Raw genomic sequence first — 26,174 nt, 5'->3', positions numbered from 1 at the left:
CTCCGACGACGCCCGCGGTGCTTCCGAGCTTTCCACTTGCGTCACTGTGCGTCCATACGTCGTACGCGATCGTGAGGGGGCGAGCCGCCGTGTCCGGGGCGTGACTACGATGGGTCGGCCGGTGGCCAACGGGGCCGCCGTGCGCACCGACCCTCGGGAAGGCCATGCTGAACAAGTACGCGCGTGCGTTTTTCACGCGTGTCCTCACGCCGTTCGCCGCGTTTCTCATCCGTCGCGGGGTCAGCCCCGACACGGTCACGCTCATCGGTACGGCCGGAGTGATGGCGGGAGCGCTGGTCTTCTACCCCCGCGGGGAGTTCTTCTGGGGCACGGTCGTCATCACGCTGTTCGTGTTCTCGGACCTCGTCGACGGCAACATGGCACGTCAGCTGGGCCGCTCCAGCCGCTGGGGCGCGTTCCTCGACTCGACGCTCGACCGGGTCGCCGACGGCGCGATCTTCGGCGGCTTCGCGCTCTGGTACGCGGGCTCGGGCGACGACAACATCCTGTGCGCCGTCTCGATCTTCTGCCTGGCCAGCGGCCAGGTGGTGTCGTACACGAAGGCGCGCGGCGAGGCGATCGGCCTGCCCGTGGCGGTGAACGGCCTGGTGGAGCGCGCCGAGCGCCTGGTGATCTCGCTCGTCGCCGCGGGCTTCGCGGGACTGCACAAGTTCGGGGTGCCCGGCATCGACGTCCTGCTGCCCGTGGCCCTGTGGATCGTGGCCGTCGGCAGCCTCGTCACGCTCGTGCAGCGCGTCGTGACGGTGCGCCGCGAGTCCGCAGAGGCGGACGCCGAGGCCGCGCGGGAAGCCGCCCAGCGGAGCGGGACCGCCTCATGAGCCGCGCCGCGGACAAGCTGACGGACGCGCTGTACGGGGTGGGCTGGAGCACCGTCAAGAAGCTGCCCGAGCCGGCCGCCGTGCGCCTGGGCCGCGGCATCGCGGACCTCGCGTGGAAGCGCCGCGGCAAGGGCGTCCTCCGCCTGGAGGCCAACTACGCGCGCGTGGTGCCCGACGCGACGCCGCAGCGCCTCGCGGAGCTGTCCAAGGCGGGCATGCGGTCGTACATGCGCTACTGGATGGAGTCCTTCCGGCTTCCGGCCTGGAGCGAGGACCGCATCAAGAACGGCTTCACGCCCCAGGACCTGCACCATCTGACCGACGGCCTGGACAGCGGCAGGGGCGTCGTCCTCGCCCTGCCGCACCTGGGCAACTGGGACCTGGCGGGCGCCTGGGTCACCACGAAGCTGAAGACGCCGTTCACGACCGTGCAGGAGCGGCAGAAGCCCGAGTCCCTGTATGACCGCTTCGTGGCCTACCGCAGCGGCCTGGGCATGGAGGTCCTGCCGCACACCGGCGGCTCGGCCTTCGGCACCCTCGCCCGGCGGCTGCGCGCGGGCGGGCTCGTCTGCCTGGTGGCCGACCGGGACCTGTCGGCGTCCGGCGTCGAGGTGAAGTTCTTCGGCGAGACCGCGCGGATGCCCGCGGGGCCCGCCGCGCTCGCCCAGCAGACGGGCGCCCTGCTCCTGCCGGTGACGCTCTGGTACGACGCGTCGCCGGTGATGCGCGGCCGTGTGCACCCGCCCGTCGAGGTCCCCGCGACGGGCACCCGCGCGGAGAAGACGGCGGCCATGACCCAGGAGCTCGCCGACGCCTTCGCCACAGGCATCGCCGAGCACCCGGAGGACTGGCACATGCTGCAGCGTCTGTGGCTGGCGGATCTGGACCCGGCGAAGGCGCCCCGGGCGGCGGCCGGACCCCGGGGTGAGGGGACGCCGTGAAGGTCGGCATCGTCTGCCCGTACTCGTGGGACGTGCCGGGCGGCGTCCAGTTCCACATCCGCGATCTGGCCGAGCACCTCATCCGCCTGGGGCATGAGGTGTCCGTCCTCGCTCCGGCGGACGACGAGACCCCCCTGCCGCCGTACGTGGTGTCGGCGGGCCGTGCCGTGCCGGTTCCGTACAACGGCTCGGTGGCGCGGCTCAACTTCGGCTTCCTGTCGGCCGCGCGGGTGCGCCGCTGGCTGCACGACGGCACCTTCGACGTCATCCACATCCACGAGCCGACCTCGCCGTCGCTGGGCCTGCTGACGTGCTGGGCGGCGCAGGGACCGATCGTGGCGACGTTCCACACGTCCAACCCGCGCTCCCGGGCCATGATCGCGGCGTACCCGATCCTGCAGCCCGCCCTGGAGAAGATCAGCGCGCGCATCGCGGTCAGTGAGTACGCCCGCCGCACGCTGGTCGAGCACCTGGGCGGCGACGCCGTCGTCATTCCGAACGGCGTGGACGTCGACTTCTTCGCCGACGCCGAGCCCAAGCCCGAGTGGCAGGGGCAGACGCTCGGCTTCATCGGCCGCATCGACGAGCCCCGCAAGGGCCTGCCGGTCCTGATGAAGGCGCTGCCCCGGATCTTCGCGGAGTGCCCGGACGCGCGGCTGCTCGTCGCCGGGCGCGGCGACGAGGAGGAGGCCGTGGCCTCGCTCCCGGCCGCGCTGCGCGAGCGCGTGGAGTTCCTCGGCATGGTCAGCGACGCGGACAAGGCACGGCTGCTGCGCAGCGTCGACGTGTACGTCGCGCCGAACACCGGCGGCGAGAGCTTCGGCATCATCCTCGTCGAGGCGATGTCGGCGGGCGCCCCCGTGCTCGCCAGCGATCTCGACGCCTTCGCGCAGGTCCTCGACCAGGGCGCGGCGGGCGACCTGTTCGCGAACGAGGACGCGGAGTCGCTCGCCGAGGCCGCGGTGCGCCTGCTCGGCGACCCCAAGCGCCGCGAGGAGCTGCGCGAACGGGGTAGCAAGCACGTGCGCCGCTTCGACTGGTCGACGGTCGGCGCGGACATCCTGTCGGTGTACGAGACGGTGACGGACGGCGCGGCGGCGGTCGCCGCGGACGAACGCACGGGCCTGCGCGCCCGCTTCGGCCTGGCGAGGGACTAGCGGCCCGGTCGGCCGGGCGGCTCGGGCAACGCCGGGGCAAGCACGGGGCACCGGGGCCCGGCCCTGCCGTCGCTGCCCGGCCCCAGCGGTAGCCTAGGCCGCTGTGACCTCCACTTTGATCTGGATCGCGGCCGCCCTGTTCGCGATCGGCCTCTACCTGAGCTGGACCGCGGGCCGCCTGGACCGGCTGCACGCGCGCATCGACGCGGCCCGCGCCGCACTCGACGCGCAGCTGCTGCGGCGCGCCTCGGTGGCCCAGGAGTTGGCCACCTCCGGAGTGCTCGATCCGGCCGCGTCGATCGTCCTGTACGAGGCGGCGCACGCGGCCCGGCAGGCGGAGGAGGAGCACCGCGAGGTCGCGGAGAGCGAGCTGAGCCAGGCCTTGCGCGCGGTCTTCGGAGAGGCGCAGCAGGTCGAGGCCGTGCGGGAGGCGCCGGGCGGCGAGGAGGCCACGCGGGAGCTCGCCGCGGCCGTGCGCCGGGTGCCGATGGCGCGGCGCTTCCACAACGACGCGGTGCGCGCGGCCCGCGCGCTGCGCCGCCACCGCAAGGTGCGCTGGTTCCGGCTCGCCGGGCACGCGCCGTTCCCGATGGCGGTGGAGATGGACGACGAGCCCCCGGTGGCCCTCGCGGACCGTACCGCGGCGTAGCACGGAGGGGTCACCGAGCGTCGTACCCCCGTCACGGGAGCGGACCGGAGGTCCGCAAAACGATCCACCGCCTCACCATTGGCCCTTGCTGTGGCCTGGTCCGCAGGCGTTTCCTCAAGTCGGCGGAATCGCCACCCGCAGCTCTCAGCAGCTCGCTTTCCCCGAGTCTCCACCGAGTGAGGTCAACCCGTGTCCAGCACGCTCTCCAGCAACGCCACCACCGCCGAGAACACGGCCACCGGCACCGCCCGCGTGAAGCGCGGCATGGCCGAGCAGCTCAAGGGCGGCGTGATCATGGATGTGGTCAACGCCGAGCAGGCGAAGATCGCCGAAGACGCGGGCGCGGTCGCCGTCATGGCCCTGGAGCGGGTCCCGGCCGACATCCGCAAGGACGGCGGCGTGGCCCGGATGTCCGACCCGAACATGATCGAAGAGATCATCGAGGCCGTCTCCATCCCGGTCATGGCCAAGTCCCGCATCGGCCACTTCGTCGAGGCCCAGGTCCTGCAGTCGCTCGGCGTCGACTACATCGACGAGTCCGAGGTCCTGACCCCGGCCGACGAGGTCAACCACAGCGACAAGTTCGCCTTCACCACCCCCTTCGTGTGCGGCGCCACCAACCTGGGCGAGGCCCTGCGCCGCATCGCCGAGGGCGCGGCCATGATCCGCTCCAAGGGCGAGGCCGGCACCGGCAACGTGGTCGAGGCCGTGCGCCACCTGCGCCAGATCAAGAACGAGATCGCCAAGCTGCGCGGCTTCGACAACAACGAGCTGTACGCCGCCGCCAAGGAGCTGCGCGCCCCCTACGAGCTGGTCAAGGAGACCGCCGAGCTCGGCAAGCTGCCGGTCGTGCTGTTCTCCGCGGGTGGCGTCGCCACCCCCGCCGACGCCGCGCTGATGCGCCAGCTCGGCGCCGAGGGCGTCTTCGTGGGCTCCGGCATCTTCAAGTCCGGCGACCCGGCCAAGCGCGCCGCCGCCATCGTGAAGGCCACCACCTTCTACGACGACCCCAAGGTCATCGCGGACGCCTCCCGCAACCTCGGCGAGGCCATGGTCGGCATCAACTGCGACACGCTGCCCGAGGCCGAGCGCTACGCGAACCGCGGCTGGTAACCGATGGCGCACGACGTACCCGTGATCGGCGTCCTGGCCCTCCAGGGCGACGTACGGGAGCATCTGATCGCCCTGGCCTCGGCGGACGCCGTGGCCAGGCCGGTCCGGCGCCCCGAGGAGCTCGCCGAGGTCGACGGCCTGGTCATCCCCGGCGGCGAGTCCACCACCATCTCCAAACTGGCCGTGCTCTTCGGCCTGTTGGAGCCCCTTCGCGCGCGCGTGCACGCCGGAATGCCGGTCTACGGCACCTGCGCGGGCATGATCATGCTCGCCGACAAGATCCTCGACCCGCGCTCGGGCCAGGAGACGATCGGCGGCATCAACATGATCGTGCGGCGCAACGCCTTCGGACGGCAGAACGAGTCCTTCGAGAGCGCGGTCGACATGAAGGGTGTCGAGGGCGACCCTGTAGAGGGCGTCTTCATCCGGGCCCCCTGGGTGGAGTCGGTCGGCGCCGAGACCGAGGTGCTCGCCGAGCACGGCGGCCACATCGTCGCCGTCCGTCAGGGCAACGCGCTCGCCACGTCCTTCCACCCGGAGCTGACGGGCGACCACCGGGTGCACGGGCTGTTCGTGGACATGGTCAGGGCCGAGCAGGGGCGGCGGTCCTTGTAGGATCTCTGACGTTCGTTATCGAGGTTGGTTACGCGAAGGAGACAGGCAGATGTCCGGCCACTCTAAATGGGCTACGACGAAGCACAAGAAGGCCGTGATCGACGCCAAGCGCGGCAAGCTCTTCGCGAAGCTGATCAAGAACATCGAGGTCGCGGCCCGCACCGGCGGCGCCGACCTGGACGGCAACCCGACGCTCTTCGACGCCGTGCAGAAGGCCAAGAAGCAGTCGGTGCCCAACAAGAACATCGACTCCGCGCTCAAGCGCGGCGCAGGCCTCGAGGCCGGCGGCGCCGACTACGAGACGATCATGTACGAGGGCTACGGCCCGAACGGCGTCGCGGTGCTCATCGAGTGTCTGACGGACAACCGCAACCGCGCCGCCTCCGAGGTCCGCGTCGCCATGACCCGCAACGGCGGCTCCATGGCCGACCCGGGCTCCGTGTCGTACCTGTTCAACCGCAAGGGCGTCGTGATCGTCCCCAAGGGCGAGCTGTCCGAGGACGACGTCCTGGGCGCCGTCCTGGACGCGGGCGCCGAAGAGGTCAACGACCTGGGCGAGTCCTTCGAGGTGCTCAGCGAGGCCACCGACCTGGTCGCGGTCCGCACCGCCCTCCAGGAGGCCGGGATCGACTACGACTCGGCCGACGCCAACTTCGTCCCGACCATGCAGATCGAGCTGGACGAGGACGGCGCGCGCAAGATCTTCAAGCTGATCGACGCGCTGGAGGACAGCGACGACGTGCAGAACGTCTTCGCCAACTTCGACGTCTCCGACGAGGTCATGGAGAAGGTCGACGCCTGACCTGACGAGGCACACGGGCCGACGGGACACACCCCGTCGGCCCGTCGCTTTGTCAGTGGCACCCGATAGCCTGCACAAACAGGCGATCGACTGAGGGGGATGCGGTGCGGGTACTGGGCGTTGACCCGGGTCTCACCCGGTGCGGTGTCGGCGTCGTCGAGGGCGCCGCGGGCCGCCCGCTGACGATGCGCGGCGTCGGCGTCGTCCGCACCCCCGCCGACGCGGAGCTCGGCAGCCGCCTCGTGGCCATCGAGGCGGGCATCGAGCACTGGCTGGACGAGCACCGTCCCGAAGTCCTCGCCGTGGAGCGCGTGTTCAGCCAGCACAACGTGCGCACGGTCATGGGCACGGCCCAGGCCAGCGCCGTCGCCATGCTGTGCGCGTCCCGCCGCGGCATCCCGGTCGCCCTGCACACCCCCAGCGAGGTCAAGGCCGCCGTGACCGGCTCGGGCCGGGCCGACAAGGCCCAGGTCGGAGCGATGGTGACGCGGCTGCTCCGGCTCGACGCGCCGCCCAAGCCGGCCGACGCCGCCGACGCCCTCGCGCTCGCCATCTGCCACATCTGGCGCGCCCCCGCGCAGAACAGACTCCAGCAGGCCCAAGCCCTGCACGCAAGGAAAGGCCGTACGGCATGATCGCCTTCGTCAGCGGCCCGGTCGCCGCCCTCGCCCCGGACACCGCCGTGGTCGAAGTGGGCGGTGTCGGCATGGCCGTCCAGTGCACGCCCAACACGCTCTCCACGCTCCGCGTCGGCAAGACCGCCAAGCTCGCCACCTCCCTGGTCGTCCGGGAGGACTCGCTCACGCTGTACGGCTTCGCCGACGACGACGAGCGGCAGACCTTCGAGCTGCTCCAGACCGCCAGCGGAGTCGGTCCGCGCCTGGCCCAGGCCATGCTCGCCGTGCACAGCCCGGACGACCTGCGCCGCGCGGTCTCCACCGGGGACGAGAAGGCGCTCACCGCCGTGCCCGGGATCGGCAAGAAGGGCGCGCAGAAGCTGCTCCTGGAGCTGAAGGACCGCCTCGGCGAGCCCCTCGGCACCGGCGGCCCGGCCGTCGGCACCCCCGTCACCCAGGGCTGGCGCGAGCAGCTGCACGCCGCGCTCATCGGCCTCGGATACGCGACGCGAGAGGCCGACGAGGCGGTCACCGCCGTCGCCCCGCAGGCCGCGGCGGCCGGAGGGAATCCGCAGGTCGGCCAGCTCCTGAAGGCCGCCCTCCAGACGCTGAACCGCACCCGCTGAGCCCCACCTCTCCATCGGCCCGACGACAGACCCCGCGAGGCACACCGCATGAACTGGGACGACCCGACCGACGAGACCACGGCCGCACCCGGCGCGGCCGACGAGCGGCTCGTGGGCGCCGTCGCCGACGGTGAGGACCAGGCGGTCGAGGCCGCCCTCCGCCCCAAGGACCTGGGTGAGTTCATCGGCCAGGAGAAGGTCAGGGAGCAGCTCGACCTCGTGCTGCGCGCCGCCCGGGCCCGCGGCGCCACCGCCGACCACGTCCTGCTCTCCGGCGCCCCGGGGCTCGGCAAGACCACCCTGTCGATGATCATCGCCGCCGAGATGGGCGCCCCGATCCGCATCACCAGCGGCCCGGCGATCCAGCACGCGGGCGACCTCGCGGCGATCCTGTCCTCGCTCCAGGAGGGCGAGGTCCTCTTCCTCGACGAGATCCACCGCATGTCCCGGCCCGCCGAGGAGATGCTGTACATGGCGATGGAGGACTTCCGCGTCGACGTCATCGTCGGCAAGGGCCCCGGCGCCACCGCCATCCCCCTGGAGCTGCCGCCGTTCACCCTGGTCGGCGCCACCACGCGCGCGGGACTCCTGCCGCCGCCGCTGCGCGACCGCTTCGGCTTCACCGCGCACATGGAGTTCTACGAACCGGCCGAGTTGCAGCGAGTGATCCACCGCTCGGCGAGCCTGCTCGACGTGGAGATCGACACGGACGGCGCCGCCGAGATCGCGGGCCGCTCCCGTGGCACCCCGCGCATCGCCAACCGCCTGCTGCGCCGCGTACGGGACTATGCGCAGGTCAAGGCGGACGGCGTGATCGACCGCGAGATCGCGGGCGCCGCCCTCGGCGTCTACGAGGTCGACTCGCGCGGCCTCGACCGCCTCGACCGCGCGGTGCTCGAAGCCCTCCTGAAGCTCTTCGGCGGCGGCCCGGTCGGCCTGTCGACACTGGCCGTGGCGGTGGGGGAGGAGCGCGAGACGGTCGAGGAGGTGGCCGAGCCGTTCCTGGTGCGCGAGGGCCTGCTCGCCCGCACCCCTCGCGGCCGCGTCGCCACGCCCGCCGCCTGGTCGCATCTGGGCCTGACCCCGCCGGGACAGGGGACGCGAAGTGGCCAACAAGACCTGTTCGGGACGTGACACGGACGGTGACGGCGCGGAGAGTCGCACGGTCAGGAACTGCGGTGCCATGCTGAGCGTTGTTCGTTAGGCGCGGACTCGCTTAGACTCCGCCGATGCCGCCTCTATAGGCAGCGCCGCCCACCCCCATCCATCAGGCCGCCCCCACACGCGGTCGTGCGAAGGAAACTCCGTCCCGTGAATATCGTGACCCTCCTCCCGTTCATCGTGCTCATCGGGGCCATGTTCCTGATGACCCGGTCCGCCAAGAAGAAGCAGCAGGCGGCCGCCCAGATGCGCAGCGACATGACGCCTGGCACCGGCATCCGCACCATCGGAGGCATGTACGCCACCGTCAAGGAGGTTCACGACGACTCGGTCCTCCTTGAGGTGGCCCCGGGCGTCCACGCGGTTTACGCGAAGAACGCCATCGGCGCCGTCCTGGACGACGACGAGTACAACCGCATCGTGCACGGCGCGGAGCCCGAGGACGACACCCCGGTGGTGCCGGACGACGCCTCCTCCCTCACCGAGACCGACGAGACCGACGAGCCCGTGTCCGACGACTCGCGCATCGACCTCGGCAAGAAGGACGCGGCCGACGAGGCCCCCGAGGCCGCAGACGCAGAGCCGAAGAAGACCGACGGCGAGTCCGGCGCGAAGTAGTCACAGCCGGGGGCCCGACGTGCGCCCGCTCGCGCACCGCGGCCCCCGCCGCAGGTGATTTCGCGCCGCGTCTCGACACAACTTCATGGCCGCCCGCCCGGGACCCCCTCCGCTCAGCGAAGGCCAGGGGAGCACCCCGCAGGCCGGCGGTTGGACAGGGAGAACGAGAAGGTGGCAGCACCCAAGAAGGGCCGAAGGCAGGGAACCCAGGGGAAACCGGGTCGCACCCTGGTCTTCATCCTGATCGCCCTGGTGGCGCTCACCGGGGGGATGTTCCTCTCCGGGCACACCACGCCCCGCCTCGGTATCGACCTCGCCGGTGGTACGAGCATCACGCTCCAGGCGAAGAACGAGCCGGGCCAGAAGAACGCGATCAACGAGACCAACATGAACACCGCTGTTGACATCATCAACAAGCGTGTCAATGGTCTGGGTGTCTCCGAGGCCGAGGTCCAGACCCAGGGCTCCGAGAACATCATCGTCAACATCCCCAAGGGCACGAACGCCAAGCAGGCGCGAGCGCAGGTCGGCACCACCGCGCAGCTCTTCTTCCGGCCGGTCATCGCCCGTCAGCCCAGCGTTCCGGTGGACGGCGGCAAGAAGGGCGACAAGGGCGACAAGGACAAGAAGGACAAGCCCAGCTCGTCCCCGACCCCCGGCGCCAGCGACAAGGGCACGGACAAGGACGGCGACAAGGGCGACAAGTCCGGCGACAAGTCCAAGGACGAGTCCGCCTCCCCCTCCTCGACGCCCACGACCCAGGGCCGTTCCGTCACCGACGGCCTGAAGGACGAGCCCACCCCGTCCGGGAAGTCCAGCGACAAGCCGCAGGACAAGAAGGACGAGACGCCGAAGCCCGACCCCACCGGCGCCCCCTCCGCCCAGCTTCAGGAGCAGTTCGCCAAGCTCGACTGCACCGACCCCAAGGTCCGCACGAAGATCAAGGAAGGCATCAAGCCGACCGATCCGGTCGTGGCCTGTGGCAAGGACAGCGACGACAACTGGAACAAGTTCATCCTTGGCCCGTCCGAGGTCAGCGGCAAGGAGGTCGACGACGCCAAGGCCGTCTTCGACACCCAGGGTGCCGCGGGCTGGAAGGTCACGATGGACTTCTCCAAGACCGGCGCCAAGCAGTTCGGCGACATCACCGGCAAGCTCGCCGGCAAGCAGTCCCCGCAGAACGAGTTCGGCATCGTCATGGACGGCGAGGTCGTCTCCTGGCCCTTCGTCCAGCAGGCGCTGACCGGCGGCCAGGCCGAGATCTCCGGCAGCTTCGACCAGGACGAGGCCAAGGACCTGGCCAACATCCTGTCCTACGGCGCGCTCCCGCTGACCTTCAAGGAGCAGAGCGTCACCACCGTCAGCGCGGCCCTCGGCGGCGAGCAGCTGCGCGCCGGTCTGATCGCCGGCGCCATCGGCCTCGCGCTCGTCATCATCTACCTGGTGGCGTACTACCGCGGCCTGGCGCTCATCGCCATCGCGAGCCTCGGTGTCTCCGCGGCGCTGACGTACACGATCATGACGCTGCTCGGCCCGACCATTAAGTTCGCGCTGAACCTGCCCGCCGTCTGCGGTGCGATCGTCGCCATCGGCATCACGGCCGACTCCTTCATCGTCTACTTCGAGCGCATAAGGGACGAGATCCGGGAGGGCCGTACGCTGCGGCCGGCCGTCGAGCGCGCCTGGCCGCGGGCCCGGCGCACCATCCTGGTGTCGGACTTCGTGTCGTTCCTCGCCGCCGCGGTGCTCTTCGTCGTCACCGTCGGCAAGGTCCAGGGCTTCGCGTTCACGCTGGGTCTGACCACGCTCCTCGACGTCGTGGTGGTGTTCTTCTTCACCAAGCCGCTGATGACGATCATGGCCCGCAAGAAGTTCTTCGCGAGCGGCCACAAGTGGTCCGGTCTCGACCCGAAGCGGCTCGGAGTCACCCCTCCGCTGCGCCGCTCGCGCCGTACGAGCGCCCCCGCCGCCCCCGTCGACCCGAAGGAGGCGTGAGATGTCGAAGCTCGGCAATCTCGGCGCCCGGCTCTACCGCGGCGAGGTCGGCTACGACTTCGTCGGCAAGCGCAAGATCTGGTATGGCATCTCGATCCTCATCACCATCACGGCCTTCGTGGCCCTGATGGTGCGGGGCCTGCACATGGGCATCGAGTTCGAGGGCGGCGCCGTCTTCAACACGCCCAAGACCAGCGTCTCCTCCGCCACGGCCGAGGAGGTCGCGGAGGAGGCCTCCGGCCACCAGGCGATCGCCCAGCGGCTCGGCAACGACACGCTGCGCATCCAGATCAGCGGCGTCGACACCGACAAGTCCGACCACATCAAGTCCGAGCTCGCCAAGGAGCTGGACGTGAAGGCGGACGACATCAACGCCGACCTGGTGGGTCCCAGCTGGGGTGACCAGATCGCCAACAAGGCCTGGCAGGGCCTGGCGATCTTCATGATCCTCGTGGTGATCTACCTGGCCATCGCCTTCGAGTGGCGCATGGCCCTGGCCGCGCTCATCGCGCTCATCCACGACCTCACCATCACCGTGGGTGTGTACGCACTCGTCGGCTTCGAGGTGACGCCGGGTACGGTCATCGGTCTGCTGACGATCCTCGGCTACTCGCTGTACGACACGGTCGTGGTCTTCGACAGCCTCAAGGAACAGTCGAAGGACCTCGCCAAGCAGACCCGCTTCACCTACAGCGAGGTCGCCAACCGTTCCATCAACAGCACGCTGGTCCGGTCGATCAACACGACGGTCGTCGCGCTGCTCCCGGTGGCCGGTCTGCTGTTCATCGGCGGCGGCTTCCTCGGCGCCGGCATGCTGAACGACATCTCGCTGTCGCTGTTCGTCGGTCTCGCCGCGGGCGCGTACTCGTCGATCTTCATCGCCACTCCGCTGGTCGCCGACTTCAAGGAGACCGACCCGCAGATGAAGGCGCTCAAGAAGCGGGTGCTCGCCAAGCGCCGGGCGGCCGCCGCCAAGGGCGAGTCCGAGGAGGCCCCGGCGCCGGACGCCGACGCCACCGAGGACACCGAGGACGGCGACGACACGGCCCCCGCGGTCGTCGGCCCGCGCTCCGGCCCCCGCGCCCAGCCCGTCCGCAACCGCGGCCGCGGCCGCCCCTCGGGCAAGCGCCGATGACGGAGACGGAAACCCCGATGACCGGGATCAAGGAACTGCTGCTCAGCCGCATCCGCGACGTGGCGGACTACCCCACGCCCGGAGTGATGTTCAAGGACATCACCCCGCTGCTCGCCGACCCGGCGGCCTTCGCGGCGCTCACCGACGCGCTCGCCGACCTGAGCGTGCGCAGCGGCGCCACGAAGATCGTCGGCCTGGAGGCCCGCGGCTTCATCCTGGGCGCCCCGGCGGCCCTGCGCGCCGGAGTCGGCTTCATCCCGGTCCGCAAGGCGGGCAAGCTCCCCGGAGCCACGCTCAGCCAGGCCTACGACCTGGAGTACGGCAGCGCCGAGATCGAGGTGCACGCCGAGGACCTCGCCGCGGGCGACCGCGTCATGGTCATCGACGACGTCCTGGCCACCGGCGGCACCGCCGAGGCGTCGCTGCGGCTGATCCGCCGTGCCGGTGCCGAGGTGGCCGGGGTGGCGGTCCTGATGGAGCTGGGCTTCCTGGGCGGCCGGGAGCGGCTGGTTCCCGCTCTGGACGGTGCTCCCCTGGAGGCGCTCCTCACGGTCTGAGGACCCCGTGGGGCCGCTGCGGCGGCCCCACGGGACAGCGAGGCGGGCCCGGCGGAATCCGGCGCCCGCCTCTGGCGTTTCTCCAGTACGGAGCCGTCTCACCGGCCGAAGGCGAGCCGTGGGCCCAGGATCGATACCATGGGCACTTCGGGACCTGACCGGGGGACCCGATCGCGCACAGGGAGCGCTCTTGCCAGACGAGTCCCAGCCACTTGCCGCCGCCAAGCCCGTCCAGGAGTCCGAGCGGGCCACGGCGCCCGCCGCCACGCCCGCGCGCCCGGCGCCGAGCACGCCCTCGGCGGCCCCCGCGCCGGGCGGGACGACCACGCCCGGCGGCACCCCGGCGCGCGGCGAGCAGAGCGAGCAGGCCGACCGGCCCGACGGTCCTGAGCGGGCGGCCGAGCGCCAGGCCCGCCCCAAGCCGCAGCCCGAGCGCGCCGCCCCGCCGCCCGCGGCGGCCCGCCCCGCCACCGGCAAGCCGGAGCGCTCCGGCTCCTCCAACCGGGTGCGCGCCCGCCTGGCCCGTCTGGGTGTCCAGCGCTCCAATCCGTACAACCCGGTTCTGGAGCCCCTGCTGCGGATAGTGCGCAGCAACGACTCCAAGATCGAGACCGCCACGCTGCGCCAGATCGAGCGCGCCTACCAGGTCGCCGAGCGCTGGCACCGCGGCCAGAAGCGCAAGAGCGGCGATCCGTACATCACCCACCCGCTGGCCGTCACCACGATCCTGGCGGAGCTGGGCATGGACCCGGCCACGCTCATGGCGGGCCTGCTGCACGACACCGTCGAGGACACCGAGTACGGCCTGGACCAGCTCCGCCGCGACTTCGGCGACCAGGTCGCCCTGCTCGTCGACGGCGTCACCAAGCTGGACAAGGTCAAGTTCGGCGAGGCCGCGCAGGCCGAGACCGTGCGCAAGATGGTCGTCGCCATGGCCAAGGACCCCCGCGTCCTGGTCATCAAGCTCGCCGACCGCCTGCACAACATGCGCACCATGCGCTACCTCAAGCGCGAGAAGCAGGAGAAGAAGGCCCGCGAGACGCTGGAGATCTACGCTCCACTCGCCCATCGCCTGGGCATGAACACCATCAAATGGGAGCTGGAGGACCTCGCCTTCGCGATCCTCTACCCCAAGATGTACGACGAGATCGTGCGCCTCGTCGCCGAGCGGGCCCCCAAGCGCGACGAGTACCTGGCCATAGTGACCGACGAGGTCCAGGCCGACCTGCGCGCGGCCCGCATCAAGGCCACCGTCACGGGCCGCCCGAAGCACTACTACAGCGTCTACCAGAAGATGATCGTCCGCGGCCGCGACTTCGCGGAGATCTACGACCTGGTGGGCATCCGCGTCCTCGTCGACACGGTCCGCGACTGCTACGCCGCCCTCGGCACGGTGCACGCGCGATGGAACCCGGTCCCCGGCCGGTTCAAGGACTACATCGCGATGCCCAAGTTCAACATGTACCAGTCGCTGCACACGACGGTCATCGGCCCCAACGGCAAGCCCGTCGAACTCCAGATCCGCACGTTCGACATGCACCGCCGCGCCGAGTACGGCATCGCCGCGCACTGGAAGTACAAGCAGGAGGCCGTCGCCGGCGCCTCCAAGGTGCGCACCGACGCCCCCAAGTCGTCCGGCAAGAAGGACGACCACCTCAACGACATGGCGTGGCTGCGCCAGCTCCTGGACTGGCAGAAGGAGACCGAGGACCCGGGCGAGTTCCTGGAGTCCCTGCGCTTCGACCTGTCGCGCAACGAGGTCTTCGTCTTCACCCCCAAGGGCGACGTCATCGCGCTGCCCGCGGGCGCCACTCCCGTGGACTTCTCGTACGCGGTCCACACCGAGGTCGGCCACCGCACCATAGGCGCCCGGGTCAACGGCCGGCTCGTGCCGCTCGAATCGACCCTCGACAACGGCGACCTGGTGGAGGTCTTCACCTCCAAGGCCGCGGGCGCGGGCCCGAGCCGCGACTGGCTCGGCTTCGTGAAGTCGCCCCGCGCGCGCAACAAGATCCGGGCCTGGTTCTCCAAGGAGCGCCGCGAGGAGGCCATCGAGCAGGGCAAGGACGCCATCGTGCGGGCCATGCGCAAGCAGAACCTGCCGATCCAGCGCATCCTCACCGGCGACTCCCTCGTCACGCTCGCGCACGAGATGCGCTACCCCGACATCTCGTCGCTGTACGCCGCGATCGGCGAGGGCCACGTCACCGCGCAGAGCGTGGTGCAGAAGCTCGTCCAGGCCCTCGGCGGCGAGGAGGCCGCCAACGAGGACATCGCCGAGAGCGCACCGCCCGCCCGCAGGGGCCGCTCCAAGCGCCGCTCCAGCGCGGACCCCGGCGTCGTCGTCAAGGGCGTCGACGACGTGTGGGTCAAGCTGGCCCGCTGCTGCACGCCGGTGCCGGGCGACCCGATCATCGGCTTCGTCACGCGCGGCAGTGGCGTATCGGTTCACCGCAGCGACTGTGTGAACGTGGACTCGCTGTCCCGTGAGCCCGAGCGCATCCTCGAGGTCGAGTGGGCGCCCACGCAGTCCTCGGTGTTCCTCGTCGCCATCCAGGTCGAGGCCCTGGACCGCTCCCGGCTGCTCTCGGACGTCACGCGCATCCTCTCGGACCAGCACGTGAACATCCTCTCCGCGGCCGTCCAGACCTCCCGCGACCGCGTCGCCACCTCCCGCTTCACCTTCGAGATGGGCGACCCCAAGCACCTGGGGCACGTCCTGAAGGCCGTCAGGGGAGTGGAGGGCGTGTACGACGTGTACCGGGTGACGTCGGCGCGCAGGCCGTAGGCCGTCCCCCCGAGAACCGGGCTCTACGTAGAGGGGCTCCCGTACGCGATGTACGGGAGCCCCTCTACGTAGCAGACGAAAACCGGCTCAGCCGCCGAACTCCTGCAGGCCCTTGAGCGCCTGGTCCAGGAGCGCCTGACGGCCGTCGAGCTCCCGCTGGAGCTTGTCCGCCTTGGCGTTGTTGCCCGCCGCGCGCGCGGCCTCGACCTGGCCCTTCAGCTTGTCCACGGCGGCCTGGAGCTGACCGGTCAGGCCCGCGGCACGGGCCCGCGCCTCGGGGTTGGTCCGGCGCCACTCGGCTTCCTCGGACTCCTGCAGGGCCCGCTCCACCGCGTGCATCCGGCCCTCGACCTTGGGCCGGGCGTCACGCGGGACGTGACCGATGGCCTCCCAGCGCTCGTTGATGGAGCGGAAGGCCGCGCGGGCCGCCTTCAGGTCCGTCACCGGAACGAGCTTCTCGGCCTCGTCCGCCAGCTCCTCCTTGAGCTTGAGGTTCTCGCCCTGCTCGGCGTCACGCTCGGCGAAGACCGAGCTGCGCGCCGCGAAGAACACGTCCTGGGCGCCGCGGAAGCGGTTCCACAGGTCGTCCTCGTGCTCGCGCTGGGCGCGGCCCGCCGCCTTCCAGTCGGCCATCAGCTCGCGGTAGCGCGCCGCCGTGGGACCCCAGTCCGTCGAGTTCGACAGGGCCTCGGCCTCCGCGACCAGCTTCTCCTTGGCCTTGCGGGCGTCCTCGCGCTGCGCGTCCAACTGCGCGAAGTGGGCCTTGCGGCGCTTGGAGAACGCCGAGCGGGCGTGCGAGAAGCGGTGCCACAGCTCGTCGTCGGACTTGCGGTCCAGGCGCGGCAGCCCCTTCCAGGTGTCCACCAGGGCCCGCAGGCGCTCGCCCGCCGACCGCCACTGCTCGCTCTGCGCGAGCTCCTCGGCCTCCGCGACCAGCGCCTCCTTGGCGTGCCGCGCCTCGTCCGACTGCTTGGCCTTCTGCGCCTTGCGCTCCTCACGGCGCGCCTCGACCGACGCGACGAGCTTGTCGAGCCGCTTGCTCAGCGCGTCCAGGTCACCCACGGCGTGCGCCTCGTCGACCTGCTGACGCAGGTGGTCGATGGCGACCGTCGCGTCCTTGGCCGACAGGTCGGTCGTCTGTACCCGGCGCTCGAGAAGTCCGATCTCGACGACCAGACCGTCGTACTTGCGCTCGAAATAGGCCAGGGCCTCGCCGGGAGATCCTGCCTGCCACGAACCGACCACTCGCTCGCCGCCGTCGGCCGTACGCACGTACACGGTCCCCGTCTCGTCGACGCGGCCCCACGGGTCGCTGCTCACAGCGCCTCCTCCACATGATGCCTGCACAAGGCCACGGGCCCCCGGCATCGTCCACAGTTTCGTCACCGCCAACATAGGCGACCGGCGGGGCGGCTGTCCGCATCCAGCACGAGCGAAATTCACCGCCCGCGCCCGGGACGCGCGCGGGGTCGCCTTCCGGACTTCCCCGGTGCCGCGTCAGGACTTCCGTACGGTCGCCTTGTCGATGACCACGGTCGCGTTCGGCGCCCCGTCGCCCCGGCCGGAACTCTCACCCGCGGCAGCGATCTTCTTCAGGACCTTCATGCCCGAAGCGGAGACGGTCCCGAACGGTGTGTAGTCGGGCGGCAGCTGACTGTCCTGGTAGACGAGGAAGAACTGGCTGCCGCCGGTGTCGCGGCCCGTCTTCTTCGCGGCGTCGTAGCGGTTCGCCATCGCCACCGTGCCCGCCGGGTACACACCGCCCTTCAGGCGCTTGTCCTTCAGGTTCTCGTCCGGGATCGAGTAGCCGGGGGTGCCCTCGCCGGTGCCCTTGGGGTCGCCGCACTGCAGCACGTTGACGTTGCCCGAGGTGAGCCGGTGGCACGCGGTGTGGTCCAAGTACCCCTTCTTCACCAGGAAGTCGAAGGAGTTGACGGTGTGCGGGGCCTTCGCCGCGTCCAGGTCGAGGTCGATGTCGCCGCACGTCGTGCCCAGCTTCATCGTGTACGAGGCCGACTTGTCGACGGTCAGGGCCGGCTCCTTCTTGAAGCTGAGCGGCTTGACCTTGCCCGGGGCCGCCTTGCGGCAGGGGTCCGCGGGCTTGCTGGGCGACGGGCTCGCGGCGGCGTCGTCCTCGGTGGAGCCGCCGTCGTCGAACGCGCCCGCCGCGTACGAGGCGGCGCCCCCGGCCACGACCAGGGCGAGCGCGCCCGCGACGACCCCGTTGCGCAGGCGTCGACGGCGCTGGGCGACCTCCCGCCGCTGCTGTTGCCGCACGTACTTCTCGCGTGCGAGCTGCTTACGCCGCTGCTGCTGGCTGACCACCGGGCCCACTCCTCGAACGTCTCGTCCGCCGTCACGTGTGTCGTCGGCGCGCGGCACGAGGGGCCGCGCGTGCCCCGTACCGTATATGGGTTAGCTGTGGAATCGGCAGCGCCGGTAGGCTCTGACCCGCCGCAATCTCCGCTGCCACGCCGCCGTACGACCAAGACGAAGGACGATCGTGCTCATTGCCGGGTTTCCCGCCGGGGCCTGGGGCACCAACTGCTATCTGGTCGCCCCCGCCGCAGGCGAGGAGTGCGTGATCATCGACCCGGGGCACGAGGCCGCTCCGGGCGTCGAGGAAGCGCTCAAGAAGCATCGGCTCAAGCCCGTCGCCGTGGTCCTCACGCACGGCCACCTCGACCACGTCGCCTCGGTCGTCCCGGTCTGCGGCGCGCACGACGTGCCCGCCTGGATCCACCCCGAGGACCGGTACATGATGAGCGACCCGGAGAAGGCCCTCGGCCGCTCCATCGGGACCCAGCTCATGGGCGAGCTGACGGTCGGGGAGCCCGACGACGTGCGGGAGCTGACGGACGGGGCGAGCCTCAGCCTCGCCGGGCTCGACCTCACCGTCGCGCACGCGCCGGGCCATACGAGGGGGTCGGTGACCTTCCGGCTGCCCGAGACGGCCGACATCCCGTCGGTCTTCTTCTCGGGCGACCTGCTCTTCGCCGGCTCCATCGGACGCACCGACCTGCCCGGCGGCTCCCACGCCGAGATCCTCGACTCGCTGGCCCGCGTGTGCCTGCCGCTCGACGACTCGACCGTGGTGCTTTCGGGCCACGGCCCCCAGACGACCATCGGCCAGGAGCGCGCCACCAATCCGTTCATGCGGCAGGTGGCCTCCGGCCTCGGGGCGGACCCGACGTCCGCACCCCGACGAGGAATGTGACGAGAGACTGCTGAAGTGAGCACCTTCAAGGCCCCCAAGGGCACGTACGACCTGCTGCCGCCCGCCTCCGCGACGTATCTCGCGGTGCGCGAGGCCATCGCGGCACCCCTGCGCAACTCCGGGTACGGCTATGTGGAGACCCCCGGCTTCGAGAACGTCGAGCTGTTCGCGCGCGGCGTCGGCGAGTCCACGGACATCGTCACCAAGGAGATGTACGCCTTCGAGACCAAGGGCGGCGACCAGCTCGCCCTGCGCCCCGAAGGCACCGCCTCCGTACTGCGCGCCGCCCTGGAGGGCAACCTGCACAAGGCGGGCAACCTCCCGGTCAAGCTCTGGTACTCGGGCTCGTACTACCGCTACGAGCGCCCGCAGAAGGGCCGCTACCGCCACTTCTCCCAGGTCGGTGCCGAGGCCATCGGCGCCGAGGACCCGGCGCTCGACGCCGAGCTGATCATCCTGGCCGACCAGGCGTACCGCTCCCTCGGCCTGAGGGAGTTCCGCATCCTGCTGAACTCCCTCGGCGACAAGGAGTGCCGCCCCGTCTACCGCGCCGCGCTCCAGGACTTCCTGCGCGCGCTCGACCTGGACGAGGAGACGCGCCGCCGCATCGAGATCAACCCGCTGCGCGTCCTGGACGACAAGCGCCCCGAGGTGCAGCAGCAGCTCGTCGGCGCGCCGCTCCTGCGCGACTACCTGTGCGACGCCTGCAAGGCGTACCACGAGCAGGTGCGCGAGCTGCTCGCCGCCGAGGGCGTCCGCTACGAGGACGACCCGAAGCTGGTCCGCGGCCTGGACTACTACACGCGCACGACCTTCGAGTTCGTCCACGACGGCCTCGGCTCGCAGTCCGCGGTCGGCGGCGGCGGCCGCTACGACGGCCTGTCGGAGATGATCGGCGGCCCCGCCCTTCCGTCCGTCGGCTGGGCGCTCGGCGTGGACCGCACGGTGCTCGCCCTCGAGGCGGAGGGCGTCTCGCTGGAACTGCCCGCGGCCACCAGCGTCTTCGCGGTGCCGCTCGGCGACGAGGCGCGCCGCGTCCTGTTCGCCAAGGTCTCGCAGCTTCGCAAGGCCGGGATCGCGGCGGACTTCTCGTACGGCGGCAAGGGCCTGAAGGGCGCGATGAAGAACGCCAACCGCAGCGGCGCCCGCTTCACCGTCGTCGCCGGTGAGCGCGATCTGGCGGACGGCGTCGTCCAGCTCAAGGACATGGAGTCCGGCGAGCAGGAGGCCGTCGCCGTGGACGAGATCGTGGAGATCCTCAAGGGCAAGCTGGCCTAGCGCTACGGCGGGCACAGGGGTGGGGCGCGCGAGCGCCCCACCCCTGTGCCGTTCACGCCCCCCGTGGGTGTCCGCTTTTGTCCACCCGACGGTGGACTCACAGGAGCTTGCGGCACAATGACCCTGCTTTAGGCCACCCACGAGCGATGGAAACGGCGTGATGAGCGAACCGATGTCAGTGAAGCAGTCAGTGAAGGACGGTGCCGCTTCGGGCGAGGACCGTGCGGACGTGTCCCGTTCCGTCGGCGGGAGCCGGGCGTTCGCGCTGCTTCTGGTGGTCACAGGTGTGGCGGGGCTGTGGGCTGCGTGGATCATCACCCTTGACAAGTTCGAGTTGCTGAAGGACCCGAATTTCCAGCCGGGGTGCAGCATCAACCCGGTGGTGGCCTGCGGCAGCATCATGAAGAGCGAGCAGGCGGAGGCGTTCGGGTTCCCGAATCCGATGCTGGGGCTCGCGGCCTACGCCGTGGTGATCGGCGTGGGGATGAGCCTGCTGGCGGGGGCGCGGTTCCCGCGCTGGTACTGGCTGACGTTCAACGCGGGCACGCTGTTCGGGGTGGGTTTCTGCACGTGGCTGCAGTTCCAGTCCCTGTACCGGATCAACGCGCTGTGCCTGTGGTGCTGCCTGGCGTGGGTCGCCACGATCCTGATGTTCTGGTACGTGACGTCGTTCAACATCCGCAACGGCTTCCTGCCCGCGCCCCGCTGGACGAAGACCTTCTTCGAGGACTTCACCTGGGCGCTTCCCGTCATGCACGTCGGCGTGATCGCCGTGCTGATCTTCACGCGGTGGGGCGCCGACCTCTGGGCCTGAGCCCGGTGACGGCGGCCCCGGACGGATTGTCAGTGGGGTGACATAGGGTTCTCGACGTGGAGCCCGACCTGTTCACCGCCGCAGCAGAGGACCGCCAGGAGAAGGACCCGGCGAGCAGTCCTCTGGCCGTCCGCATGCGCCCGCGCACGATCGACGAGGTCGTGGGCCAGCAGCATCTCCTGCGCCCGGGGTCGCCGCTGCGCCGCCTCGTCGGCGAGGGCGGCGGCGGGCCCGCGGGCCCGTCCTCGGTGTTCCTGTGGGGCCCGCCCGGCATCGGCAAGACGACCCTGGCGTACGTGGTCTCCAAGGCGACGAACAAGCGCTTCGTGGAGCTCTCCGCGATCACCGCGGGCGTCAAGGAGGTCCGCGCGGTCATCGACGGCGCCCGCCGGGCCATGGGCGGCCACGGCAAGGAGACGGTGCTCTTCCTCGACGAGATCCACCGCTTCAGCAAGGCCCAGCAGGACTCGCTGCTCCCGGCCGTGGAGAACCGCTGGGTGACCCTGATCGCGGCGACCACCGAGAATCCGTACTTCTCGGTGATCTCCCCGCTCCTGTCCCGCTCCCTGCTCCTGACCCTCGAGCCGCTCACGGACGACGACCTGCGGGACCTGCTGAAGCGCGCGCTCACCGAGGAGCGCGGCCTCGGCGGCGCGGTCACCCTGCCCGAGGACGCCGAGGCCCATCTGCTGCGCATCGCGGGCGGGGACGCCCGCCGGGCCCTGACCGCCCTGGAGGCGGGCGCGGGCGCGGCCCTCGCCAAGGGCGAGGGGGAGATCACGCTCCAGACCCTGGAGGAGTCGGTCGACCGCGCGGCGGTGAAGTACGACCGCGCTGGCGACCAGCACTACGACGTCGCGAGCGCCCTCATCAAGTCCATCCGCGGCTCGGACGTGGACGCTGCCCTGCACTATCTGGCCCGGATGATCGAGGCGGGCGAGGACCCCCGCTTCATCGCGCGCCGTCTGATGATCTCCGCGAGCGAGGACATCGGCCTCGCCGACCCCAATGCCCTGCCCATCGCCGTGGCAGCGGCCCAGGCGGTCGCCATGATCGGCTTCCCCGAGGCCGCCCTGACCCTGAGCCACGCCACCATCGCCCTCGCCCTCGCCCCGAAGTCGAACGCGGCGACGACGGCGATCGGCGCCGCCCTCGAAGACGTCCGCAAGGGCCACGCGGGCCCGGTCCCGCCCCATCTGCGCGACGGCCACTACAAGGGCGCGGCCAAGCTCGGCCACGCCCAGGGCTATGTGTACCCGCACGACCTGCCCGAGGGCATCGCCGCCCAGCAGTACGCCCCGGACACCCTCAAGGACCGCGAGTACTACACCCCCACCCGCCACGGCGCCGAGGCGCGCTACGCGGACGCGGTGGAGTGGACCCGCAATCACCTCGGTCGCAGGCGGCCCTGAGCAGCCTGTAGACTTCCCCGAAGTGCTGAGTCCCGTGTCCGGTCCCGTACCGGCGCCACCAGAGCGGGACATCCAGCCGGAGATCCGGCCCCCGGGCGGGGATCTCCAGGAGCGTCGCGCACCGTCGAAGGTGTCGCGGGCAGCCCACCACCCCCCCGGATCCGGGAATCGGTAGGTGGGCCACTCGCGTGCTGCACATAGTGCCCAGACCCAGGAGCGGCTGCCGGGCGAGTCCCCCGAGGACCCGCCGGGTTTCCCGGGCTGCGGATGTGACCTCCCCTAACCCTGGTGAAGCCGATTTCGTACAGAAGAGCAGAGGTGTTTGGTTCATGGCGAACCAGTCCCGCCCCAAGGTCAAGAAGTCGCGTGCCCTCGGCATCGCGCTGACCCCGAAGGCCGTCAAGTACTTCGAGGCCCGTCCCTACCCGCCGGGGGAGCACGGCCGCGGCCGCAAGCAGAACTCGGACTACAAGGTCCGTCTGCTCGAGAAGCAGCGTCTGCGCGCGCAGTACGACGTGTCCGAGCGTCAGCTCGTCCGCGCCTACGAGCGTGCCTCCAAGGTCCAGGGCAAGACCGGTGAGGCCCTGATCGTCGAGCTGGAGCGTCGTCTCGACGCCCTGGTCCTGCGTTCGGGCATCGCCCGCACGATCTACCAGGCCCGCCAGATGGTCGTCCACGGCCACATCGAGGTCAACGGCCAGAAGGTCGACAAGCCGTCCTTCCGCGTGAAGCCGGACGACGTCGTCATGGTCCGCGAGCGCAGCCGCCAGAAGCCGCTGTTCGAGGTCGCGCGCGAGGGTGGCTTCGCCGCCGACGGCGAGACCCCGCGCTACCTCCAGGTGAACCTGAAGGCCCTGGCCTTCCGCCTGGACCGCGAGCCGAACCGCAAGGAGATCCCCGTGATCTGCGACGAGCAGCTCGTCGTCGAGTACTACGCCCGCTGATCCGGACGTAGCCTCACCTGCTCAGCCCGCCGTCTCCCCGCCCTTCCGGGTCGGGGAGGCGGCGGGTTCGCGCGTTTGCGGGCCCTGTCCCTCGGCCGGTGCCCCGCGCCGGCCCCGCGGCACCCCCGGCGCCGCGGCGCGGCCCCGGCGCAGTGCCCGCGCCACCGCCGCGTCCGGCGGGAGCAGCGCCCCGGCCCGCAGCTGCGCCTCGTACAGCTCGTCGCCGAGCCGTTCCCTGGCGCGCGCCTCGCACAGCGCGTGCGGGCCGCCGAAGTACTGCGAGCCGAACAGCGGAAGCCCCACCGACAGCCAGATCCGCGAGGCCACGCCCTGGAGCACGGCCGCCTCCGCCGCGTCTCCTTCCACCGCCGTGAACAGCGCGAGCAGCTCGACCGCCAGGACCGTGCCCAGCAGGTCGTGGAAGGTGTGGTCGAGGTCGAGGCAGCGCGTGACGAGCTCGCGCGCCAGCTCCGGCTCGCCCCGCGTCCACGCCGCGTACCCGAGGACGTACAGCGCGTAGGCGAGCGTCCAGCGCTCGCCGTGGTCCTCGCACACCTGACGCACCTCCTCGCACAGCTCCACGGCGTCGCCGAGCGACCCCTGGAAGGCCAGCGCCATCGCCAGCTCGACCTGGCCCATCAGCACGTTGCTGTTCAGCTCGCCGATGCGCCGGTACTCGTCGAGGGCCGCGCGCAGCAGCCGCTCCGCGCGCGGCATGTCGTCCGAGACCAGGGCGAGGCAGCCCAGGCGGTGCACCGCGTACGCCGCCGCGACGGCGCTGCCGGTGCGCTCGGCGGTGTCCTGGCACTCCTGGAGCGCGCACAGCGCGGGCACCGTGTCGCCCTGCAGGATCGCCACGTAGCCGAGCACCCACAGCGCCTTCAGCCGCGACTGCTCGCCGACGCCCCCTTCGCCCTCCAGGTCCACGGCCCGGTCCAGCCAGTGCCTGCCCTCCGCGAGCCGTCCGCAGCCCACCCAGCAGAACCACAGCGTGCCCGCGAGGTACTGGCCGAGGTACGTCTCCTCCGGCTCGGTCAGACAGAACTCCAGGGCGGCCCGCAGATTGGGCAGCTCGCACTCGACGAGGGTGGCGACCTCCGCCTGCCGGGGCGAGAACCAGTCCAGCTCGCACCAGGTGGCCAGGCCCATGTACCAGTCGCGGTGCCTGCGCCGCATCCGCGCCGTGTCCTCGGTGGCCCGCAGCCACTCCGCGCCGTAGGCCCTGACGGTGTCGAGCATGCGGTAGCGCACGCCCGTGGGGCTCTCCTCGCGGGTGAGGACCGACTGCGCGAGGAGCTCGTCCACGACGTCGAGCACCTCCTCGGCGAGCAGCCCGTCGCCGCTGCACACGTATTCGACGGCATCCAGGTCGAAGGGGCCGGAGAAGACCGAGAGCCGTGCCCACAGCAGCCGCTCCTGCGCCGTGCACAGCTCGTGGCTCCAGCCGATCGCCGTACGCAGCGTCTGGTGCCGGGGCAGCAGGTCGCGCCGGGCGCCCGTCAGCAGCCGGAAACGGTCGTCCAGGCGGGCGAGGAGCTGCCCGGGGGACAGGGCGCGCAGCCGTCCGGCGGCGAGTTCCAGGGCGAGCGGGATGCCGTCCAGGCGGCGGCACAGCTCCAGGACCTCGGCGCGGTGGCCGCCGTCGAGGGCGAAGCCGGGCAGACAGGCCGAGGCCCGGTCCGCGAACAGGGCGGCCGCGTCCGGCTCCGCCATCGGCGCGAGCGGGAAGACGCGCTCGCCCGCCAGGTCGAGGGGCCTGCGCCCGGCGGCGAGCACGCGAAGGTCCGGGCAGCGAAGGAGGAGGTCCCGCACCAGCGAGGCGGCGGCCGCCACGAGGTGCTCGAACCCGTCCACCACGAGCAGCAGTTCCCGCCCGGCGAGCCGGTCGAGCAGCACCTGGCGTGGCGAGCGGCTGGTGTGGTCGGTGAGCCCCAGGGCACCGGCGAGCGCGTGCTCCACCAGGTCGGGGTCGCGCACCGAGTCCAGCTCCACCAGCCAGGCGCCGTCGCGCGGCCGCACGGCGGCGGCCGCCCGCACCGCGAGCCGGGACTTGCCGACGCCGCCGACCCCGGTCACCGTGGCCAGGCGGCCCGCGGTCAACACCTCGGTCAGGGCGGCCAGTTCGGTGCCGCGGCCGACGAAGGCGGTGAGCTCCGCCGGGAGGTTCCCCGCGGGCCGCTCGACGGGGGCGGCCGCCGCGGGGCCGGCTGCTGCTGAATCGTTCCGACGGTCGTCGGGGCGCTGAGGGCGTCGCATGGGGTACGGAGCGTACTCACGCGTACGCGGTCCGTACAATCAGTCCGCGTGGGTTCTGTGAGAGCCCCCCGCTCCAAGTGCCGCGTGCGGTAATGCGGTACGGAGCCGGGGCCCCGGCGCGATAGGGTCGGAGCACGACTTTTCGACGTTCGGCGACCTTGGATCCCATGGGGAGTCCAGGGCGGTGTCTCAGGGAGCGGTGCACAGTGTCCGGTGGAGAGGTGGCCGGGATCCTGGTGGCCGTCTTCTGGGCGATTCTGGTCTCCTTCCTGGCGGTGGCGCTGGCGAGGCTGGCGCAGACGCTCAGGGCGACCACCAAGCTCGTCGCGGACGTGACCGAGCAGGCGGTGCCGCTCCTCGCCGACGCCTCGACGGCGGTGCGCTCCGCGCAGACGCAGATCGACCGCGTGGACGCCATCGCGTCGGACGTCCAGGAGGTCACGTCGAACGCGTCGGCGCTGTCGACCACCGTGGCCTCCACCTTCGGCGGCCCCCTCGTCAAGGTCGCGGCGTTCGGCTACGGGGTGCGCCGGGCCATCAGCCGCAAGGAAGTGCCCGCCAAGCCGTCCCGTCGTACGGTGATCGTGGGCCGCACCCTCCCGTCGGCACGGCGGGGCAAGCGGAAGAAGGACTGACGCAG

At 71.2% G+C, this 26,174-nt stretch carries 24 protein-coding genes; 21 read left to right on the top strand and 3 right to left on the bottom strand.

The genetic code is table 11. From position 1 onward, the window contains the following. Positions 1-164: 164 nt before the first annotated feature. The 15 genes from pgsA (at position 165) to CP982_RS08840 (ending at position 15,613) form a co-directional block, all read left to right on the top strand. The gene (gene pgsA / locus CP982_RS08910; protein ID WP_150510019.1) at positions 165-839 is read left to right on the top strand and encodes a phosphatidylinositol phosphate synthase; all 675 of its coding nucleotides are present in this window, start codon (positions 165-167) and stop codon (positions 837-839) included. After that, on the top strand, positions 836-1,780 hold the full coding sequence (locus CP982_RS08905) for a phosphatidylinositol mannoside acyltransferase (RefSeq protein WP_150510018.1): 945 nt from the start codon (positions 836-838) through the stop codon (positions 1,778-1,780). Before pgsA ends, CP982_RS08905 begins: the two co-directional genes overlap by 4 nt. Next, positions 1,777-2,937, top strand: a complete 1,161-nt coding sequence (locus CP982_RS08900) for a glycosyltransferase family 4 protein (RefSeq protein WP_150510017.1) — start codon at positions 1,777-1,779, stop codon at positions 2,935-2,937. The genes CP982_RS08905 and CP982_RS08900 overlap by 4 nt, the downstream gene beginning before the upstream one ends. A gap of 103 nt (positions 2,938-3,040) precedes the next feature. Further along, positions 3,041-3,586 (top strand): LemA family protein, encoded by a 546-nt coding sequence (locus tag CP982_RS08895; protein ID WP_150510016.1) that lies wholly within the window; start codon positions 3,041-3,043, stop codon positions 3,584-3,586. Positions 3,587-3,850: 264 nt separating this feature from the next. Continuing rightward, complete coding sequence (pdxS, locus tag CP982_RS08890) at positions 3,851-4,699, top strand: pyridoxal 5'-phosphate synthase lyase subunit PdxS (RefSeq protein WP_216678465.1); 849 nt, start codon at positions 3,851-3,853, stop codon at positions 4,697-4,699. Positions 4,700-4,702: 3 nt separating this feature from the next. Next, complete coding sequence (gene pdxT, locus CP982_RS08885) at positions 4,703-5,314, top strand: pyridoxal 5'-phosphate synthase glutaminase subunit PdxT (RefSeq protein WP_150510015.1); 612 nt, start codon at positions 4,703-4,705, stop codon at positions 5,312-5,314. A 49-nt stretch (positions 5,315-5,363) separates the two neighbouring features. Continuing rightward, a complete protein-coding gene (locus CP982_RS08880; protein ID WP_030681062.1) occupies positions 5,364-6,116 on the top strand; it encodes a YebC/PmpR family DNA-binding transcriptional regulator in 753 nt (250 codons plus the stop codon). A 104-nt stretch (positions 6,117-6,220) separates the two neighbouring features. Beyond that, a complete protein-coding gene (gene ruvC / locus CP982_RS08875) occupies positions 6,221-6,751 on the top strand; it encodes a crossover junction endodeoxyribonuclease RuvC (protein ID WP_150510014.1) in 531 nt (176 codons plus the stop codon). Beyond that, on the top strand, positions 6,748-7,359 hold the full coding sequence (gene ruvA / locus CP982_RS08870) for a Holliday junction branch migration protein RuvA (RefSeq protein ID WP_150510013.1): 612 nt from the start codon (positions 6,748-6,750) through the stop codon (positions 7,357-7,359). Before ruvC ends, ruvA begins: the two co-directional genes overlap by 4 nt. A gap of 48 nt (positions 7,360-7,407) precedes the next feature. After that, positions 7,408-8,493, top strand: coding sequence for a Holliday junction branch migration DNA helicase RuvB (ruvB, locus tag CP982_RS08865; RefSeq protein WP_150510012.1), 1,086 nt, complete (start codon positions 7,408-7,410; stop codon positions 8,491-8,493). 177 nt (positions 8,494-8,670) lie between these two features. Then, positions 8,671-9,138, top strand: coding sequence for a preprotein translocase subunit YajC (gene yajC, locus CP982_RS08860; protein WP_144002398.1), 468 nt, complete (start codon positions 8,671-8,673; stop codon positions 9,136-9,138). Between the two features lie 171 nt (positions 9,139-9,309). Next, positions 9,310-11,133 (top strand): protein translocase subunit SecD, encoded by a 1,824-nt coding sequence (gene secD, locus CP982_RS08855; protein ID WP_150510011.1) that lies wholly within the window; start codon positions 9,310-9,312, stop codon positions 11,131-11,133. A gap of 1 nt (position 11,134) precedes the next feature. Further along, positions 11,135-12,268 carry a protein translocase subunit SecF gene (secF, locus tag CP982_RS08850; protein WP_150510010.1) on the top strand — a complete coding sequence of 378 codons (1,134 nt, stop codon included), beginning with the start codon at positions 11,135-11,137 and terminating at the stop codon, positions 12,266-12,268. A 17-nt stretch (positions 12,269-12,285) separates the two neighbouring features. Next, on the top strand, positions 12,286-12,825 hold the full coding sequence (locus CP982_RS08845) for an adenine phosphoribosyltransferase (protein ID WP_229879022.1): 540 nt from the start codon (positions 12,286-12,288) through the stop codon (positions 12,823-12,825). Positions 12,826-13,015: 190 nt separating this feature from the next. After that, positions 13,016-15,613: a RelA/SpoT family protein gene (locus tag CP982_RS08840; RefSeq protein ID WP_150510008.1), complete on the top strand. Its 2,598-nt coding sequence runs from the start codon at positions 13,016-13,018 to the stop codon at positions 15,611-15,613. Between the two features lie 87 nt (positions 15,614-15,700). On the opposite strand, the gene CP982_RS08835 is transcribed toward CP982_RS08840, so the two are convergent. Together CP982_RS08835 and CP982_RS08830 are read right to left on the bottom strand one after the other, a co-directional pair. Further along, positions 15,701-16,933 (bottom strand): DUF349 domain-containing protein, encoded by a 1,233-nt coding sequence (locus CP982_RS08835; RefSeq protein ID WP_150510007.1) that lies wholly within the window; start codon positions 16,931-16,933, stop codon positions 15,701-15,703. Between the two features lie 177 nt (positions 16,934-17,110). Then, the gene (locus tag CP982_RS08830; protein ID WP_150510006.1) at positions 17,111-17,938 is read right to left on the bottom strand and encodes a peptidylprolyl isomerase; all 828 of its coding nucleotides are present in this window, start codon (positions 17,936-17,938) and stop codon (positions 17,111-17,113) included. Between the two features lie 178 nt (positions 17,939-18,116). Here CP982_RS08830 and CP982_RS08825 point away from each other — a divergent pair, with 178 nt between their 5' ends. The 5 genes from CP982_RS08825 to rpsD all read left to right on the top strand — a co-directional run bounded on the left by CP982_RS08825 (position 18,117) and on the right by rpsD (position 23,278). Next, entirely contained in the window at positions 18,117-18,830 is a 714-nt protein-coding gene (locus CP982_RS08825; RefSeq protein ID WP_150510005.1) for an MBL fold metallo-hydrolase, read from the top strand. A gap of 15 nt (positions 18,831-18,845) precedes the next feature. Continuing rightward, the gene (hisS, locus tag CP982_RS08820) at positions 18,846-20,108 is read left to right on the top strand and encodes a histidine--tRNA ligase (protein ID WP_150510004.1); all 1,263 of its coding nucleotides are present in this window, start codon (positions 18,846-18,848) and stop codon (positions 20,106-20,108) included. A gap of 172 nt (positions 20,109-20,280) precedes the next feature. After that, a complete protein-coding gene (locus CP982_RS08815; RefSeq protein WP_150515388.1) occupies positions 20,281-20,922 on the top strand; it encodes a vitamin K epoxide reductase family protein in 642 nt (213 codons plus the stop codon). Between the two features lie 56 nt (positions 20,923-20,978). After that, positions 20,979-22,334 carry a replication-associated recombination protein A gene (locus tag CP982_RS08810; protein ID WP_150510003.1) on the top strand — a complete coding sequence of 452 codons (1,356 nt, stop codon included), beginning with the start codon at positions 20,979-20,981 and terminating at the stop codon, positions 22,332-22,334. A gap of 329 nt (positions 22,335-22,663) precedes the next feature. Beyond that, positions 22,664-23,278: a 30S ribosomal protein S4 gene (gene rpsD, locus CP982_RS08805; RefSeq protein WP_144002388.1), complete on the top strand. Its 615-nt coding sequence runs from the start codon at positions 22,664-22,666 to the stop codon at positions 23,276-23,278. A 21-nt stretch (positions 23,279-23,299) separates the two neighbouring features. Here rpsD and CP982_RS08800 read toward each other — a convergent pair whose 3' ends face one another. Then, entirely contained in the window at positions 23,300-25,534 is a 2,235-nt protein-coding gene (locus CP982_RS08800; RefSeq protein WP_170316394.1) for an ATP-binding protein, read from the bottom strand. A gap of 167 nt (positions 25,535-25,701) precedes the next feature. On the opposite strand from CP982_RS08800, the gene CP982_RS08795 reads away from it, so the two are divergent. Beyond that, positions 25,702-26,169 (top strand): DUF948 domain-containing protein, encoded by a 468-nt coding sequence (locus tag CP982_RS08795; RefSeq protein ID WP_150510001.1) that lies wholly within the window; start codon positions 25,702-25,704, stop codon positions 26,167-26,169. Positions 26,170-26,174: the final 5 nt, after the last annotated feature.

This window comes from Streptomyces spectabilis (genome assembly GCF_008704795.1).
Lineage (GTDB): Bacteria > Actinomycetota > Actinomycetes > Streptomycetales > Streptomycetaceae > Streptomyces > Streptomyces spectabilis.
The sequence above is the reverse complement of the archived record's forward strand: the minus strand, read 5'-3'. Positions and strand labels throughout refer to the sequence as shown.

Excerpts from the sequence above, each read along its gene's own strand:
- CP982_RS08880 (WP_030681062.1), top strand. The coding sequence starts at position 5,364 with ATGTCCGGCCACTCTAAATGGGCTACGACGAAGCACAAGAAGGCCGTG.
- secF (WP_150510010.1), top strand. The coding sequence starts at position 11,135 with ATGTCGAAGCTCGGCAATCTCGGCGCCCGGCTCTACCGCGGCGAGGTC.
- CP982_RS08815 (WP_150515388.1), top strand. The coding sequence starts at position 20,281 with ATGTCAGTGAAGCAGTCAGTGAAGGACGGTGCCGCTTCGGGCGAGGAC.
- rpsD (WP_144002388.1), top strand. The coding sequence starts at position 22,664 with ATGGCGAACCAGTCCCGCCCCAAGGTCAAGAAGTCGCGTGCCCTCGGC.
- ruvA (WP_150510013.1), top strand. The coding sequence starts at position 6,748 with ATGATCGCCTTCGTCAGCGGCCCGGTCGCCGCCCTCGCCCCGGACACC.
- CP982_RS08905 (WP_150510018.1), top strand. The coding sequence starts at position 836 with ATGAGCCGCGCCGCGGACAAGCTGACGGACGCGCTGTACGGGGTGGGC.
- pdxS (WP_216678465.1), top strand. The coding sequence starts at position 3,851 with ATGGCCGAGCAGCTCAAGGGCGGCGTGATCATGGATGTGGTCAACGCC.
- pdxT (WP_150510015.1), top strand. The coding sequence starts at position 4,703 with ATGGCGCACGACGTACCCGTGATCGGCGTCCTGGCCCTCCAGGGCGAC.
- CP982_RS08845 (WP_229879022.1), top strand. The coding sequence starts at position 12,286 with ATGACCGGGATCAAGGAACTGCTGCTCAGCCGCATCCGCGACGTGGCG.
- CP982_RS08800 (WP_170316394.1), bottom strand. The coding sequence starts at position 25,534 with ATGCGACGCCCTCAGCGCCCCGACGACCGTCGGAACGATTCAGCAGCA.
- CP982_RS08795 (WP_150510001.1), top strand. The coding sequence starts at position 25,702 with ATGGGGAGTCCAGGGCGGTGTCTCAGGGAGCGGTGCACAGTGTCCGGT.
- ruvB (WP_150510012.1), top strand. The coding sequence starts at position 7,408 with ATGAACTGGGACGACCCGACCGACGAGACCACGGCCGCACCCGGCGCG.
- pgsA (WP_150510019.1), top strand. The coding sequence starts at position 165 with ATGCTGAACAAGTACGCGCGTGCGTTTTTCACGCGTGTCCTCACGCCG.